Genomic DNA, 15,221 nt, shown 5'->3' on the forward strand with positions numbered 1-15,221 from the left:
GCCTTTCTGCTGCACCCAGTCCAACAGCGCTATGCTCTGGGGGTGGCCCGCCTCGCTGGGCCGTGCGGCGCTGACAAAAACACTGGCGTCTATAGTCAAAAGACGCACCCTAGCGCCTCATCTGGTTAAGGGCCTCGAGGCCCGATTTCGAGGGTTTTTCCTGCGCCAGCTGCGCCCTTAGGGCCTCCCAGGTTTCCCAGGTACCCCAACCCTGTGCCTGGCCTGCCAGGCGCTCCCCAACATCCACCGGCGCAATTAGGTTAGGGCCTCCACAGTGCCCCGCCGGGTCACTGCATAGATAACCCGGCGCGACCGCACCTCGGCTACGATCGCCGAGGCTTTGGCCTTGAGTTCGCGGATGCCAACCGATGGCCGCTCGGGCTGTTTTTTTGGAACGGGGGGCTTTTGGGCTCGGCATAGTGGTCACCTGCTAGTCTAAAGCGACCACATTTCCAGTCGGGCGTCAAGCCGCTTCCTGAACCCGCCCATGGTGTGCAAAGCGGGCCATGCTGAGGGTGCAGCTTAGGTTGAGTTGAGGGGGCTGGCCGATCTTCAGTGAACCCGAAGGTATCGGCCCATGCGCTGGTTTTCTTGGCAAGAGCTTCGGTGCGTGTGTGTAGGATAGAGATGTTATGAGAGCGGTGCCCCGTTTGGGGCGGATTCATAGGGGTATCCTTTTGAGGCTTGCCTTAGATACGGGTGAGAAAGCCAGTGCGGTGGTACAAACCGTGCAGACGCATAGGGCCGAAATGGGGGGGCTTTCACGGTCATCTCGCCCAGCACGGTACGGATTCGCTCCAAGCGGTGAGGTTGTGGTTTTGGCCGGTGTTGTGTCGGTTGTCCGCGTGCCTGGCGTGAGGGTCAAGTGGAAGGGTTGCTGATCCACGCGGTGGTGCGCGAGTTGGTTCCCAGGTTGCCCCGGCGTGGGTTGGGCTGGGCCTTCCCCGACGAGGGCACCGCAGCTTTGCTTCTGGAGGGGCTGGGCAACCTGGTGCTGCGCTACCGCCCGCCCCACCCCATTCTGACCCTCGAGCCCGGTCGCTTGGAAGGTTTGGCCAAGACCCCCTTCCAGCGGATGCTCGAGGCCCGCTGCAAGGGGCGGCTGGTGCGGCTAGAGCAGCTCAAGCTGGATCGGGTGGTGTTTTTACAGCTTGAAGGGGAGAAGGGCTTTGTGGACACCCCGCCCTGCCGCCTGGTCTTCGAGCTTACGGGCCGCAACGCCAACTTGATCCTGTGCGACCTCGAGGGGCGCATCCTGGGGCTCGACCGGGTGGTGAGCTCCCAGGTCAACCGCTACCGCGAGCTGCGGCCCGGCCTGCCCTACGTGCCCCCGCCCCCCTACCAGAAGCTCGACCCGCGCAGCCTGCGGCTGGAGGAGCTCGAACCCTTTGTGGGCCGGCCTCTGGCCCAGCTGGTCAAGAGCCTGGACGGGGTGGGCAAGGAGCTAGGCGCCGAGCTTTCGCGCCGGGCCAGTCTGGTCCCTGAGACCCCCCTCAGCCGCGAGCACCTGCCCTCTATCCACAGGGTTATCCACAGCCTGGTGGTGCAACCCGCCGAGCGAACCCACCTCTCGGCAAAGCTGCGCGCCGCCTGGGAAACGGAGGAGGCCGAGGCCCTGCGCAAACCCCTGCGCGAAGCTGTAGAGCGCCAGGTGCGAACCCTGCAAGCCCGCCTGGAGGATTATCACAAAGCCCTGGAGCGTCTCGAGGAGGCCCAGCGGCTGCGCACCTGGGGCGATCTGCTCTTGGCCTATGCCCACCGTGTGGGGACAGGGCCTTCGGTGCGGCTGGAGGACTTTTCCGGCCAGGTGGTGGAAATCCCCCTGGAGGCCGGGCTTTCTCCTGTCCAGAACGCGCAGAAGTACTACCAGCGGGCCAGGCGCCTCGAGGCCAACGCGGAAAAAGCCCTGGAGCGCATCCCCTCCACCGAGGCCGAGCTGGCCGCCCTTAAGGCCGAACAGGAGGCTCTGGAGGGGCTTTCCCGCGCCGAGCTACTGGCCCGCCAGCGCAGGATTCGCGAGAAGGCCTCGGCCCTGGGCCTGCGTTTGCGCAGCCCTGGGGGGTATGAGGTCTGGGTAGGGCGCAACAGCAAGGAAAACGACCTCCTTACCCGCGCGGCCCACAGCGAAGACCTGTGGTTCCATGCCCAGGGGATTCCCGGCTCGCACGTCATCCTGCGCACCCAGGGGCAGAGCGCGGCCCTGCCCGACCTGCTCTACGCAGCCCGGCTGGCGGCCTACTACTCCAAAGCCCGGGGCGAGAAAAACGTGGCGGTGGACTACACTCTCAAAAAACACGTCTGGCGTCCGCGCAAGGCCGCTGCCGGCCAGGTGCTCTACACCCAAGCCAAAACCCTTTTTGTAGACGCTACTTCCCCGGAGGCGTGAAAGCGCGGCTATCCGTCGGCAGGGTGTTCTTCTGCTTTGGCCTCAACCCCAAAAAGCCGCGCGGCCAGGGGCAGGGTGGTGCCCTGCACCAGCACTGAGAGGAGCACCACGAAGAAGGTGACGTTGAAAAGAAGCTGGGCCGACTCGAGGCCGGCCAGCAAAGGAAAGGTGGCCAGCACGATGGGAATGGCCCCCCGCAGCCCCACCCAGGCGATGAAGGCCTTTTCGCCCCGGTTGAAGCGGGTGCCAATCAGGCTGAGCCAGACCGCCATGGGCCGGGCCACCAGCATTAGGAGTAGCGCCAGCAGCGTGGCCGCCGGGGCCACCCCGGGAAGCTGGGAGGGGAAGACCAGCAGGCCCAGGATCAAAAACATGCCGATCTCCATCAGCCAGCCCAGGCCCTCGTGGAAGCTGAACAGGGTGGATTTGTGGGGGAAGTCGCTCTGGCCCACCACCAGCCCCGCCACGTAGGCTGCCAGGAAGCCGCTGCCCCCCAGCACCGCCGGAATGGAGAAGACCAGTAGGGCGATGGCCACGGAAAACACCGCGTACAGCCCGGCGTAGCCCAGCCGCACCCGGCGCAACAGCCAGGCTGACCCCAGGCCCAGCAAGAGCCCCAGCAGCAGGCCCAGCCCCATCTGCTGCACGAAAAGGGGCAGGATTTGCCACAGCGGCACCTCGGGGCGGGTCAGGAGCAGAACCAGGCCCATGGTGAGGAAGATGGCCATGGGGTCGTTGGTGCCCGACTCGAACTCGAGCAATGGGCGCAAGGGCCGCCTAAGGCGCACCGCCCGCTCGCGCAACACACTGAACACCGCGCTGGCGTCGGTGCTGGAGACAATGGCCCCCAGCAGAAGGGCCTCGAGCCAGCCCAGGTTCAGCACCCAGCGGGCAAAGGCCCCGGTGAGGAGCATGGTCAAGAGCACCCCCAGCGTGGCCAGGGAGAGGCCCGGCCCCAGGATGGGCCGCACCGTGCTCCAGCGGGTGAAGAGCCCGCCAGAGAAAAGAATGAAGACCAGGGCCACCGTGCCCACCAGCTGGGCCAGGGCGTAGTTGTCGAACCAGATGCCCCCCGGCCCGTCGCTGCCGGCCAGCATGCCGATGCCCAGGAACAACAAAAGCCCCGGTACCCCCAGCCGCCCGCCCAGCCGGGAGGCCAACACGCTCAGCAGCAGCAGGATACCGGCAATGAGCAGGAGTATCTCGGGCCTGGGCAACTCGCTCACCTCCCTGGGCCTGTTCAGGCACCGCCTGGATAGGCCCATCCTTCCGCAGACTGGGGTTAAAACCCAGCGCTTCCAGGATTGAACGGGCTTTGGTGCTCTAAGGCACCCTAGAGCTTAGTATGGCCGATTCAAGCCTCTAAAGGGCGACTCAATGCCCAATTCGGGTATGCAGGTCGCCGATGCCCTCGATGGCCACCTCCACCTGGTCGCCGGGTTTGAGTTCGCCAACACCCTCCGGTGTTCCGGTCAGCACCACATCGCCCGGCTCGAGGGTCATGAAGCTGCTGATGTAGGCGAGGATCCGGGCCACAGGGAAGATCATCCGGCTGGTGTGGGCCTCCTGGCGCAGCTCGCCGTTGACGTAGGTGCGCAGGGTGGTGTTCTGGGGCTCGAGGGAGGTCACCAGCCAGGGCCCTAGGGGGCAGAACTTGTCGGTGCTCTTGGCCCGCACCCACTGCAGGTCGGTTTTCTGTGCATCGCGGGCGGTGACGTCCAGGGCGCAGGTGTAGCCCAGGACATAGTCCAGGGCCTCTTCCTCGGGCACATTTCGCATCTGTCGCTCGATCACCACCGCCAGCTCGCCCTCGTAGTGCAGCAGCTTGGTGAAGCTGGGGTAGGGCACCACATCGCCGGAGTGGTGAGGACGGGCGGGGTTGGCGGGATGGGCCAGGGTGTTGGGGCCTTTGAGGAAAAGCCCGGGTTCCTTGGGTAGCTCGCCGGTGTCGTTGCCCAACTCGCGGATGTGGTCGAGGTAGTTGCGCCCCACACACACGATTTTGCTGGGGGTGGCCGGGGCCAGCAGGGTTACCCCTCCGAGGTCGTAATGCTGGCCTGTGGGGTTGCCTGCTGGGCCATCGGTTTCGTGAATGGTCTCGCCTTCCAGAACGCCCCACTGACCTGCGCCAAAGCGTACGAGTTTCATAGCACGGGCAGTATATCCTTGTCGGCTGTGTTCGTTCCAGGACGTTTGGCCTGGCTCCACGGCAAGGGGAACGGGTTGGGGTGCTAGAGTTGTAACGGAGGGGCCCTCTGCCGCCTGCGTTCGAGGGCCCGAGAGGAGCTGCGATGAACACATTGCTTTTGTGGATTTTGGGCCTTTTGGGCGTTTTGTTTTTGCTATTGGGCCTGACCCGCCTGCAAAAAGGTGGGTGGGCCTGGGTGGGCTTTGGGGGGCTCTTGGCCCTGTTGAGCCTGGGGGGGGCCTGGTTTTACCCCCAGTATGGCCTGCTGGTCTTCTGGGGTCTGGGGCTTTTGGGTGTGCTACTCCTGGTTTGGGCTTTGTTGAACCTGCGCCGGGGCCGCCTGGCGGCCTGGACGGCCATGCTGGCGGTTTTGCTGGGCCTCGGGGGGTTTGGTAGCATCGCCCTTTTGAATAGCGCCAGTCCTAATCTGCTCACCTCAGGAAACATCCCTGATCCCTTTGCTGGGCTGCGGCCAGCGCCCGAGCCTTCGGAGGAGGCCAGCCCGGCTCCTGCCATGCCCGAGGCAACCCCTGCTCAACCGGAAGAGCCCGCTCCTACCCCACCGGCTTCCGAAGCCACGTCCCCTGCACCGGCGCCCACTACCCCTGAGCCCTCGCCACCAACCGCCCTCCCTGAGCCCAGCCCTGCCCCACCCGCGCCTGTGCTACCGACTACTTCGGGGAGTGTGCGCGAGGTCGAGCCTGCCTGCCCCTGCACCCTGAACGTCCGGGTGAATGCCCCCAATCCTACCGTGCGCATTCGGCAGGGCACCCAGGAGGTGGCCATGAGCCGTCTGGAGCGCTCGAGCTTCCTCCTCGAGGCCGGCGACTACACCCTAGAGGTCGAGGCCCCCGGCTACCGACCCTTTAGCGCCTTGATTAACGTGCCCAAAAACAAAAACCTGGAAGTGGAGCTGGTGCCATAAGCCCATTCTCCAGAAGAAACGCCAAGCCACTACACTACACCGTGGCTTTGGTGTAAATATTGTGAGTGGAATGAGTACACTCTGGCAGACCCACCTGGAAGCCCTGCGCCCTCACCTGAGCGGGCGCGACCACCGGGGCAAAAAGGGCAGCCTGCGCTGGCTCGAGGCCGCGGTGGCCGAGCGGGGCGGGCGGGCTGGAACGGTGCGCAACATCCTGTACAAAGACCTGGGCAGCCCGGAAGAGAAGATGCGGCTGTTCGAGGTGATCAGCGATCTCTACACCGAGGCTGGCCTCGAAGCACCCCCCCTGCCCTCCGAGCTGGCTTTAGAGTCGGCCCGGCGGGCCTTGGGGCGGGACAAGCGCCGGCTCTTCCGCCGGTTCGTGCGGGCCTTGGAGCACGGGGAAAAACCCCAGATGGTGGTGGTGGGTGGGGCGGCCACGGGCAAGGGGGTTTTGCTTTCGGCGGTGGAGCGGGCCGTGCCCGGCTGCCTGATGGTCAACCTAGGGGGTGAGCTGGCCCAGCACCTTCACCCCTTAGCGGAAAAACTCGGCTTGGAGCTAGAGGGTATCCTTTCCCAGCTATCCCCCACCCAGCCCTACGCGTTGCAGGCCGCCTTGCAGGACGAGCTACGCAACGAGATTGCCAAGGCCCTCAACGCCTCGGGCCGTACCCTACTCTTGCGGGCAGAGAAAGATGGCCAGATTGGCGGCCTGAGCCTGCGCGATGCCCAGGGCAACCCGGTGGGGCTGGCGGCCTGGATTGAGCCTTTGCTGCGCCGTCTGACCATTCCCTTTCTGGCCGGGCTATCCGAGCCGCCCCCCAACCTGGCCTGGCACCCGCTTTCCGCGCCCAGTCGGGCCGAGGCCCGGCGCTACGTGAAAGACCGCCTACCCGATCTGCCCCCTGAGCGGGTGGAGGCTTTGGTCAACCAGGCCGGGCGCAACTTCGCCGAGCTGTCACGCCTGGTGTTGCTCGAGGCTGCCCAGACCCACGGCAGTGCCCCCTCCAACCTGGCCCAGGACACCACTTTGCGCCCTATCCTGCAGGCTTTGGCGGTTCTCTCGCCCGAGGCCGACCCAGGCATTCCGGTAGCCCTTTTGGAAAAGGCCTTGGGCAAAGGCCTCGAGCACCTTTCCCAGGCCGAGCGGGCCCTGCTGGCCCCCATGGGCGAGGGACGGGTGCGCCCGGCTCTGCGCACGCTGTTGCCGGATGTCCCGGAGAGGGAGGCCCGCAAGCTGCACCTTCTGGCCCTGGACTTCTTCAAAGGTGATCTTTTTCGCCAGCTCCACCACGCCCGCGGGGCAGGCCGCTTAGATCGGCTGACCGAGTTGCTGGCGGAAGACCCCAGCCGGCTTTCGCTTCTGCCCACCCTCTGGGCCGAGTCGCAGCAGTGGCCCACTGCCGAGCGGGAAAAGCTGGCTATGGCGGTGGTGCGTTACCGGGCGGTGCTGGGCCAGTATGCCCACCCCGAGGCCCTCGAGGCCCTCGAGTTGCTTTCCCAGTCTGCCGACCCGGCCATCCAGTCCTGGGCCCGGGTCAAGGCCGCCGAGGCCCGGGTGGATGCGGGCGATTTTGCCGGGGCCCTAACGCTTCTGCCCCCACCCGAGACCCTCTCGGGGGAGATCGGGGCCGAGGGGCTTTTGGTCTGGGCGGCGGTGGAGCGCTGGCAGGGGGATTACGCCCAGGCCGAGGCCTACGTGCGGCAGGCCCTGGCGCTGCCTATTCCGCCCTTCCTGGCCGACCGGGTGCGCCTGTGGCAGGGCCTGGTGGCCAAGGACGCGGGCCGCTTCGAGGAGGCCCTGGAGGCCTTGCGCCAGGTCAGCCACGATCCCTTGCTGGTGGGCCGGGCCCGCTACCAGTCGGGCGACCTCTTGCTGCGCACCGGGCGGGTCTACGAGGCCGAGGCCCAGATGCGCCAGGGTTTAGAGGCCCTGGAGTCCTCCGGGGCCCCCCGGGAGGAGGTGGCCCGGGTACGGGCCCGTTTCGGCACTGCCCTAAGGCGCATCGGTAATTTTACCGAGGCGGAAAAGTACCTTTATCAGTCCATTCGCGAGGCCTCCGATCCCTTCATCCGGGCCCGGGCCATGAGCGAGGCCAGCGTGCTCGAGCTGGCGCGGGGCCGGCCTTTGGAGGCCCTCGAGCTGCTCTACCAAGCCGAGGCCTACCTGCGCGAGGCGCGCGAACGGCCGGAGGAGGCCCACTACCGCCACCGCCGTACCCTTTACCGCATCGCGGTGGCCTACTGGGTGCGGGCCAGCGGCCTGCCCTACCTGCCGCCCTACGTAGGTGGACAAAAAGCACCCCAGAGCGAGCAGATCTTGCGCGAGCTGCGGGCCGAGCTGCTGAGCAAGAAACTCCCCGGCGACCGCTATATTGCCCTCAGCATCGATGTGGCCCTCAAGCTATCCCTGCTGATGCTCCCCGATGAGGCCGAGGCCATGATGCAGGGCTGCTTGCAGCAAAGCGACCCCTACTTCCAGGCCCAAGCCCGCCTGGGCTACGCCGAGACCTTAGCCCGGCAGGAGAAGTGGGCCGAGGCCCTGGCCCAGGTGGTGCAGATCGGCGACCTGCCCGACCCCGGGGTGCAAAGCTGGAAGCTGGGGCTGGAGACCCAGGCCCTGCTGGGGCTAGGCCAGGAGGAGGCGGCCTGGAAGAAGCTGCAGAGTTCGGCTGCGCTGCCGGCTCCCTACCGGGCCCAGCTAGGGCGGGTGCTGGGCAAAATCTGGCCTGCCAGGGCCCTGCAGACCCGACTCAAAACCCAGTCTCCCCTGGCCTTAGAGGATGTGCTGGCCCTCTCGTTAGGCCAGGTTTAGACCCCCAGGCGCTCGAGTTCATAGGGCAACATCTTCTGCCACCAGGGCCAGTCGTGGTCTACGTCGTGGCCCCAGTAGTCGAAGGTGGCATAGACCCCCTTCTGCTGCAGGACTTCCTGCATGGCCCGGGTGTCGCGCAGGCACTCCTCCTCCCAGCGGCCCTGTCCCACGGCAAACACGATCTTGTTCCGCCGGTAGGCGCTCAACTTGGCCTCGTCGGTAAGGTTGGGCAGGTACCACAGAGGAGAGTTGAAGTAGGCGTCCATCCCTCCCTCGTCCCCTACGAAGCCCCCCACCTGGTATAGCCCGGAAAGGGCGATCAGCCCGTCGAAAACCTCGGGGTGTTTGAAGAAGAAGTTGGCGGCATGGTAGGCCCCCATGCTGCATCCGGTGACCCATAGGGTGGGCAGGCCGGTATGGCGCTGCACGAAGGGGACCACCTCTTGCATGATGTAGGCCTCGTAGTCGTTGTGGCGGCGGGCCCGTTGGGCCGGGGGGATGCTCTGGTTGCACCAGCTTTGCCAGTCAATGCTGTCCACGCAGATAAACTTGACCCGCCCAGCCTCGATCATGGGGGCCAGGGCCGGTACCATTCCGGCGTGCCCTTCCCAGTCGTACCAACGGCCGTTCTGGGCGGGAAAGACCATCACCGGTTGGCCGTAGTGGCCATAGACCTTGAGTTCCATCTCGTGTCCTAAGGCTGGGCTGAACCACCTGTGGTACTCGGTGTGCATACACGCCCCGCTAAGCTCTTTCCTGAATGGCCTGGGCCGCTTGCAGCAAGGTATCTAGCTCAGGGTGGCGCAGGATGTAGCCGTAGTTGCCGATGGCTGCAGCGAAGATACCGCTGATGGGTTCGTGGTGGGCTATGAGTGGGCCAAACGTCGCCAGCACTTCTTCATGAGAGCGCTTGTAGCGGATGTGATCCTTGCGGCCCACGTAGGTGCAGAAGTAGGGACGGGTGGCTACCTGCTCCACCCGACCATGGGTGAGGACGTTGACCCACTCACGGAAAAGGTCCATATCGTTGGCATAGTTGAACATGTCAATGGAGAGTCCCCCAGGAGGGCGCATGTTGACCTCTAAGGCGACGAGTCCGCCATCCTCGAGGCGGAAGAACTCAAAGTGAAAGAAGCGCTCCCGCACGCCAAAGGCCTGCACCACCTTGCGCCCGGCCTCACGCAGGTCCTCGGGGATTTGCCGCACCATGTAGTAGTAGATGTCGCTGTCCTCGTTGACCGCCTCCATCACCCCTTTGGAGTACTCGAGGGAGCTGTCGAAGACCACCTGGCCCTCGCGGTCGGCCAGGCCGTCGTAGGTGAGGATGCGCCCGGGGATGAACTCCTCCACGATATAGTCCACCGGCGGTTTACTGGCGATGTAGGCCATCAGCTCGGTGTCGTTGGTGATCTTGTAGGTTTTGGCTGCCCCTACCCCGATGTCCGGCTTGGCCACCACCGGGTAGCCCACCTCGTCTACAAAGTCCTGTAGCTCCGCTGGGCTACGGCAGACCTTGCCCCGGGCCACCCGTAGACCCGCCTGCTGAAAAATCTGCTTCATGACCGACTTGCGTTTGACCCGGTTCATGTCCGCTGGGCGTAGGCCGAAGATGTTGAAGTCCTCACGTAAGCGGGCCTCGGCCTCGAGCCAGTACTCGTTCATGGAGTCCAACCGGTCGATCTTGCCGTAGCGGTGCGTAAAGTAGCCCAAGGCCCGTAATAGCTCGTCGTAGTGGTGCATGTCCGAGACCTTGTAGTACTCGGTGAGGGCTTGGCGCAGCTCGGGTCGGAGTTCGTGGTACTCGACGTCGGCCAGGCCCAGCACGTTGTGCCCGGCCTCCCGTAGGCGCACGCAGAAAGGCCAGAAGTTGGGGGGGAAATGGGGAGAAAGGAAGACTACATTCATTCATGCCTCCGGGTTTTGCCTTTGCTCCCCAGTATCCTCAAGCATGGCTGGCAAATCAAGCCGGTGCGATGGATATCCCCTCGGGCCACCGCCCACCCAGGGCCTCCCAGGCCCGCGCCATATCTGGCGGAACAGGAGCCACAACATGCAGGTATTTTCCGCTCCTGGGGTGTTGGAAGCGCAGTTCATAGGCATGCAGGGCTTGGCGGGGGATGAGTTCGGAGGGCTTGCCGTAGGTTTCATCCCCCAGGATGGGCGCGTGGAGGTGTTTGAGGTGCACCCGAATCTGGTGGGTTCGGCCCGTGTGCAGAATGGCCGAAACCAGGGCATGCCTGCTCAGTGAGGCCAGCACCTGAAAGTCCGTTTGGGCATAGCGGGCCGCTATCCCTCCCACGTGCATGCGGGTGCGATCCACCGGGTGGCGGCCAATGGGGGCGGTCAGGGTGCCCTCGCGCGGGATACCCTCGGTGAGGGCCAGGTAGCGTTTGAACACGCTGCGCCCGGCAAAAGCCTCGGCTAAACGGCGGTGGGCCGCCTCGTGGCGAGCGACCACCATCACCCCGCTGGTGTCCTTGTCCAGCCGGTGTACGATGCCAGGCCGCACCTCCTCGGGGCGCTGTTGTACCGGGGCCTCCAGGCCAAAGTGGGCCAGCAGGGCGTTGACCAGGGTGCCCGAGTAGACCCCCGGGGCCGGGTGGGTGATCATCCCGGCCGGTTTGTTGATGACCAGTAAGTCCTCGTCCTCGTAGAGCACCTGCAGGGGGATCTCCTCGGCGGCTACGGTGATGGCTTCCGGTGGGGGTGGGCTGGCCTCTACAGTCTCGCCCCGCAGCTTGTAGGCGGGTTTGGTGACCACCCGGCCTTCTACCTGTACCAAGCCGGCCTCGATCCAGGCCTGGGCCTTGGCCCTCGAGGTCTGGGCGTGGAAGGCCAGGGCCTGGTCGAGCCGCACGCCACTGGCGGAAAAGCGCAACATCGTTTTTATGATGCCATACCCTATGATGAAGGGTGTGGAGACCGACCTCACCCTGCGGCCTAAGAGCCTGGAGGAGTACGTAGGCCAGACCCGGCTCAAGCAGAAGCTTAGGGTCTACCTCGAGGCTGCCAAAAGTCGAAAGGAGGCCCTTGACCACCTGCTCTTGTTCGGGCCACCCGGCCTGGGCAAAACCACCTTGGCCCACGTGGTGGCCTACGAGCTAGGGGTGAACATCCGGGTAACCAGCGGGCCGGCCATTGAGAAGCCCGGCGACCTGGCGGCTATCCTGACCAACAGCTTAGAGGAGGGCGATATCCTCTTCATCGACGAGATTCACCGCCTTTCCAAGGCCGCTGAGGAGCACCTTTACCCTGCCTTAGAGGACTTCAAGATCGACATCGTGATCGGAACAGGCCCGGCAGCCCGCACCCTGCGCCTTGACCTGCCGCGCTTCACCCTGATTGGGGCCACCACCCGCCCCGGGCTGATTTCCGGGCCGCTGCGCAGCCGCTTTGGCATCATCGAGCACCTGGAGTTTTACAGTGAGGCCGAGCTGGCCCAGGGCATTGGGCGCGATGCTCGGCTGCTGGGTCTAGAGATCGAGGCCGAGGCGGCCCGGGAGATTGCCCGCCGCAGCCGGGGTACTATGCGCATTGCCAAGCGGCTTTTTCGCCGGGTGCGTGACTTTAGCGAGGTGGCGGGGGAAAGGGTGGTGCACCTCGAGCGGGCCCGGGAGGCCCTCGACGCTCTGGGCCTGGACAGCCTGGGTTTAGACGCCCGTGACCGCCAGATTCTACAAACCCTGATCGAGCGTTTTGCTGGGGGGCCAGTGGGCCTGGAAACCCTGGCCACCGCCCTTTCCGAAGACCCCGAGACCTTGGAGGAGGTGCACGAGCCCTTTCTCATCCAGTTAGGGCTGCTCAAGCGCACCCCCCGGGGCCGCCAGGCCACCGAGCGGGCCTATGCCCACCTGGGCTACCCTCTGCTGCAAAGCCGCCTGCTCGAGGAGTCCTAGACCCCCTCGGCCCGCAAGCGCCGGGCTAGCTCCTCATAGCCCTTACGGCCCATCAGGGCATAGGTGTATTCCTTGCCTAGTTCTACTCCGGGTTGATCAAAGGCGTTGATGTTCCATAGCTCCCCCAGGAAGGCGGTTTGCCACATCAGGTGTTGCAGCAGCCAGCCTAAGTGGTAGGCATCCAGCTTTTCTAGGGTAAGGGTGTAGTTGGGCTGGCCGGCCTTGGCTAGGGCATGGGCGGTGGCTTTGGCCTCGGCCTCTAGGAGCTCAAAGAAACTGCGGCCAAAGAGGTAGTCCAGGCCCTCCAAGCCCATTACCGCGGGAATCTTCAGGTCTTCGCTGGGCGCTAGCAGGCGCACAAACTGGATAAGCTTGTCGTGCGGGCCCTCGCGGAAAAGCTGTACCTGGGCGTGCTGGTCGGTGGTGCCGATGGCTCTAACCGCGGTGGTGCCGGTGCGCACCTCCCGGCCCTGGCGGTCGCGGGCTTTGCCCAGGGATTCGTCGTGGAGTTGCACGAACCAGTCGGGCAGGTAGCGCAGGCGAGTGGAGTAGGGCATGAACACCACGATGTTCTTGCCCTTTTGGGCGAACAGGTGGTGCACCAGGGCGGTCTGGGCCGGCAGGTTGTGGCTTAGGGGGCCTTGGGCCTGCTCGTTGGCCTTGCGAGCGCCGGCCAGGAAGCTTTCCAGGTCAACCCCAGCGAAGGCTAGGGGCAGGGTACCCACCGGGCAGGTCACGCTGAAGCGCCCCCCCACGGCTGGGGGCACCGCGAACGAGGCCAGTCCCTCGGCTTGGGCGTAGGGGCGCAACAGGCCTTTGGCCGGGTCGGTGGTGACCACCACGTGTTTTTTCCAGTTGACCGTGCCCTCCTCGAGCCACTGGCGGAAAACCAGAAAGGCGGCCATAGTCTCGGCGGTGGCACCCGACTTGGAGATGACGTTAACCAGGGTTTTGCTGGGCTCGAGGGTACGCAAAAGCTCGAGGATAGGCTCGGGCTCCACGTTGTCCACGAAGTGCAGCCGCACCGGCCCTCGGCCCAGCGCGGCGGCGACCGCCTGGGCCCCCAGGGCCGAGCCGCCGATGCCCAGCACCACCAACGCCTCCACCCAGTCTTGGGTCTCACGGAAACGCCGCACCTGGCGTAGGGTCTCGGTGTCCTCAGGTACCTCGATCCAGCCTAGGAACTGGCCTGGGTCAGCCTTGCGCTGCCAAAGGGCTTGGCGGGCGGCTTCTAGAAGGGGAGCGTGGGCAGCCAGGGCACTTTCCCAGTCCAGGCCCTGGGGGCCGATGCGTTGGGAAGACAGGTTATCTAGCTCGAGGCGCAGCATGACGTTAGTCTACCCCTAGGCAAGGGAGGATGTGCTACAGGGGAGTGGTTCACGCTCAGGGGTGGGGTCACGGTCAAAAGCCCACCTTGTCTGCACCGATGAACCTATACTTCAGCTATGGAGACGCAGAATGAGATCCTGCAGGAACTAGGGTTTGGCCTTATCCCCAATATCTTCGCCTGGGCCGAGAAAGCGCCAGAAGCTCAGACCGCCCTGTGGAAGGCTTTCCGGCACGGCGTCTTGCGGGGCAGCCTGCCCCGCACCCTCAAGGAGATGATGGGGGTGCTAGTCTCGCAGGCCAACCAAAGCCCTTATGCCGCTCAGGTTCACCTGCATGCCCTGATGGTGCAGGGGGTGGAGGCTCCCCTGCTGGAGGCGCTGGGGCGAGGGGAGGTGCCCACCGGCCTTTCGCCCAAGACCCAGGCGCTTTTGCACTTTGCCCAGCAGGCTGGGGCCAACCCCAAGAACACCTTCGCGGTGGCCGCGCTGCGCCAGGCTGGGTTGGAAGAGGCGGAGGTGCTCGAGGCAGTGGCCACGGTGGCCCTTTTCCGCATGGTCAACGCCTGGACGGATCTGCTGGAAATCCCCCTAGACGCCCTATGAGGCTTGGAGGCGGAGGGTGGGGGAAGCCTTACTGTTGCGGCTGATGCTGTTGCAGGAAGCCGCGGTGGGATGGGTGGATGTTCCCTTTGCCGAGCTGCCCCAGCAGGCCGCAAGGGCTGCCACCTGGATTTTCCCCCGTGCCCACCTCCACGCCTTGGCAGGGCCACCCCCCAGCCCCCTTCACACGGGCCGGATGCGGCTGGAGCCCTGGGGGCTGGTCTACGCCGGCTACCATCCCGGCCCCCCCCATCCGGTGCTGTACGCGCTGGAAGGGCCTGACTTAAACGATCCCACCGAGCTTCGCTTGGCCGCTTTGTTTATGGAGCACTTTTTGACGGCTAGCCGAGCTGCGGGCTACCGGGAGGAACTAGAACGACAGGCCCGCACCGACTGGCTTACTGGAGCAGGCAATCGCCGGGCTTTCGAGCGTGCTTTGCAGGGTCTTTCTCCTGGGTGGGGGCTGATTGTGGTGGACGTGGATGGCCTGAAGGCCATCAACGATACCCAAGGGCACCACGCGGGCGACCGTCATCTGCGGGAGATTGCCCGGCAGCTTCAGGCAGTTTTACTTCAAGGCGGGTTGTATCGGGTTGGCGGAGATGAGTTTGCCCTCCTTTTCCCCCTGGAAGAGCTGGGCTTGCTGGAAGCAACTTTGCCCCAGCTTCCGGTGAGCTGGGGGTTGGCCCGGGGGGAGGAGGCCACCGGGGAGGCTCTTTACCACCTGGCCGATCAGCGCATGTACGCGATGAAGGCGGGGCGGAAGGGAACGACTTGATCCGCAGTAGCTGAACCCGGACAAACACATGTGAGACTCTAAGCTGGGATAAAAAGAGGGGAACCAACCAAGAAAGGAGGTTCCCCAGGTGCAGTTTACCACCGTTGACCGAGAGATATGGCAAGGCGCTAGACAAGCACAGAGGCTGGCCGAGGCCAAAGCAGGCGACCCAGAGGTCAAGGAACGTCTGCGCAAGCTCCGACTGGTCAAAGCCCTGCGTGAAAGTAAAAAGAGCTGGAAGGAGATCCAGGCCCTGGTGGGGATCAGCCGGGCCACCTACCACCGCTGGAAAAAAGCCCTAAAAG

General features: G+C 64.8%; 13 protein-coding genes. 7 read left to right on the plus strand and 6 right to left on the minus strand.

Annotation, left to right across the window (positions count from 1 at the left end):
• Positions 1-865 precede the first annotated feature (865 nt).
• Positions 866-2,386 carry an Rqc2 family fibronectin-binding protein gene (locus G552_RS0106540; RefSeq protein WP_027882304.1) on the plus strand — a complete coding sequence of 507 codons (1,521 nt, stop codon included), beginning with the start codon at positions 866-868 and terminating at the stop codon, positions 2,384-2,386.
• Positions 2,387-2,394: 8 nt separating this feature from the next.
• Here G552_RS0106540 and G552_RS0106545 read toward each other — a convergent pair whose 3' ends face one another.
• Together G552_RS0106545 and G552_RS0106550 are read right to left on the minus strand one after the other, a co-directional pair.
• On the minus strand, positions 2,395-3,612 hold the full coding sequence (locus tag G552_RS0106545) for a potassium/proton antiporter (protein WP_027882305.1): 1,218 nt from the start codon (positions 3,610-3,612) through the stop codon (positions 2,395-2,397).
• 148 nt (positions 3,613-3,760) lie between these two features.
• Complete coding sequence (locus G552_RS0106550; protein WP_027882306.1) at positions 3,761-4,534, minus strand: fumarylacetoacetate hydrolase family protein; 774 nt, start codon at positions 4,532-4,534, stop codon at positions 3,761-3,763.
• Positions 4,535-4,677: 143 nt separating this feature from the next.
• Between G552_RS0106550 and G552_RS0106555 the strand changes: the two genes are divergently transcribed.
• Together G552_RS0106555 and G552_RS0106560 are read left to right on the plus strand one after the other, a co-directional pair.
• A complete protein-coding gene (locus G552_RS0106555; protein ID WP_027882307.1) occupies positions 4,678-5,499 on the plus strand; it encodes a PEGA domain-containing protein in 822 nt (273 codons plus the stop codon).
• 61 nt (positions 5,500-5,560) lie between these two features.
• Positions 5,561-8,314, plus strand: a complete 2,754-nt coding sequence (locus tag G552_RS0106560; protein ID WP_027882308.1) for a tetratricopeptide repeat protein — start codon at positions 5,561-5,563, stop codon at positions 8,312-8,314.
• Here the strand turns inward: G552_RS0106560 and G552_RS0106565 are convergent.
• The 3 genes from G552_RS0106565 to G552_RS0106575 are packed head-to-tail and all read right to left on the minus strand — an operon-like array spanning position 8,311 to position 11,195.
• A complete protein-coding gene (locus G552_RS0106565) occupies positions 8,311-9,048 on the minus strand; it encodes an esterase family protein (RefSeq protein WP_027882309.1) in 738 nt (245 codons plus the stop codon). The two genes, G552_RS0106560 and G552_RS0106565, sit on opposite strands and share 4 nt — an antisense overlap.
• Positions 9,049-9,058: 10 nt before the next feature.
• Positions 9,059-10,219, minus strand: coding sequence for an ATP-grasp domain-containing protein (locus G552_RS0106570; RefSeq protein ID WP_027882310.1), 1,161 nt, complete (start codon positions 10,217-10,219; stop codon positions 9,059-9,061).
• A 55-nt stretch (positions 10,220-10,274) separates the two neighbouring features.
• Positions 10,275-11,195: an RluA family pseudouridine synthase gene (locus tag G552_RS0106575; RefSeq protein WP_027882311.1), complete on the minus strand. Its 921-nt coding sequence runs from the start codon at positions 11,193-11,195 to the stop codon at positions 10,275-10,277.
• Between the two features lie 22 nt (positions 11,196-11,217).
• Here G552_RS0106575 and ruvB point away from each other — a divergent pair, with 22 nt between their 5' ends.
• Entirely contained in the window at positions 11,218-12,210 is a 993-nt protein-coding gene (gene ruvB, locus G552_RS0106580) for a Holliday junction branch migration DNA helicase RuvB (RefSeq protein ID WP_036270405.1), read from the plus strand.
• On the opposite strand, the gene G552_RS0106585 is transcribed toward ruvB, so the two are convergent.
• A complete protein-coding gene (locus tag G552_RS0106585) occupies positions 12,207-13,538 on the minus strand; it encodes a hypothetical protein (RefSeq protein ID WP_027882313.1) in 1,332 nt (443 codons plus the stop codon). The genes ruvB and G552_RS0106585 overlap by 4 nt on opposite strands.
• A gap of 117 nt (positions 13,539-13,655) precedes the next feature.
• On the opposite strand from G552_RS0106585, the gene G552_RS0106590 reads away from it, so the two are divergent.
• The 3 genes from G552_RS0106590 to G552_RS14925 all read left to right on the plus strand — a co-directional run.
• A complete protein-coding gene (locus G552_RS0106590; protein WP_027882314.1) occupies positions 13,656-14,141 on the plus strand; it encodes a carboxymuconolactone decarboxylase family protein in 486 nt (161 codons plus the stop codon).
• Between the two features lie 16 nt (positions 14,142-14,157).
• Positions 14,158-14,916 (plus strand): GGDEF domain-containing protein, encoded by a 759-nt coding sequence (locus G552_RS0106595; RefSeq protein WP_027882315.1) that lies wholly within the window; start codon positions 14,158-14,160, stop codon positions 14,914-14,916.
• Positions 14,917-15,004: 88 nt separating this feature from the next.
• Positions 15,005-15,221: helix-turn-helix domain-containing protein (locus tag G552_RS14925; protein WP_211224810.1), on the plus strand; the 217-nt coding region annotated here is incomplete at its 3' end.

It is taken from the genome of Meiothermus rufus DSM 22234, assembly GCF_000423425.1.
Lineage (GTDB): Bacteria > Deinococcota > Deinococci > Deinococcales > Thermaceae > Meiothermus > Meiothermus rufus.

What these genes read in the sequence shown, in the direction of transcription:
- G552_RS0106550 (WP_027882306.1), bottom strand. Translation starts at nt 4,534, where the DNA reads ATGAAACTCGTACGCTTTGGCGCAGGTCAGTGGGGCGTTCTGGAAGGC.
- G552_RS0106555 (WP_027882307.1), top strand. Translation starts at nt 4,678, where the DNA reads ATGAACACATTGCTTTTGTGGATTTTGGGCCTTTTGGGCGTTTTGTTT.
- G552_RS0106565 (WP_027882309.1), bottom strand. Translation starts at nt 9,048, where the DNA reads ATGCACACCGAGTACCACAGGTGGTTCAGCCCAGCCTTAGGACACGAG.
- G552_RS0106570 (WP_027882310.1), bottom strand. Translation starts at nt 10,219, where the DNA reads ATGAATGTAGTCTTCCTTTCTCCCCATTTCCCCCCCAACTTCTGGCCT.
- G552_RS0106575 (WP_027882311.1), bottom strand. Translation starts at nt 11,195, where the DNA reads ATGTTGCGCTTTTCCGCCAGTGGCGTGCGGCTCGACCAGGCCCTGGCC.
- ruvB (WP_036270405.1), top strand. Translation starts at nt 11,218, where the DNA reads ATGATGAAGGGTGTGGAGACCGACCTCACCCTGCGGCCTAAGAGCCTG.
- G552_RS0106585 (WP_027882313.1), bottom strand. Translation starts at nt 13,538, where the DNA reads ATGCTGCGCCTCGAGCTAGATAACCTGTCTTCCCAACGCATCGGCCCC.
- G552_RS0106590 (WP_027882314.1), top strand. Translation starts at nt 13,656, where the DNA reads ATGGAGACGCAGAATGAGATCCTGCAGGAACTAGGGTTTGGCCTTATC.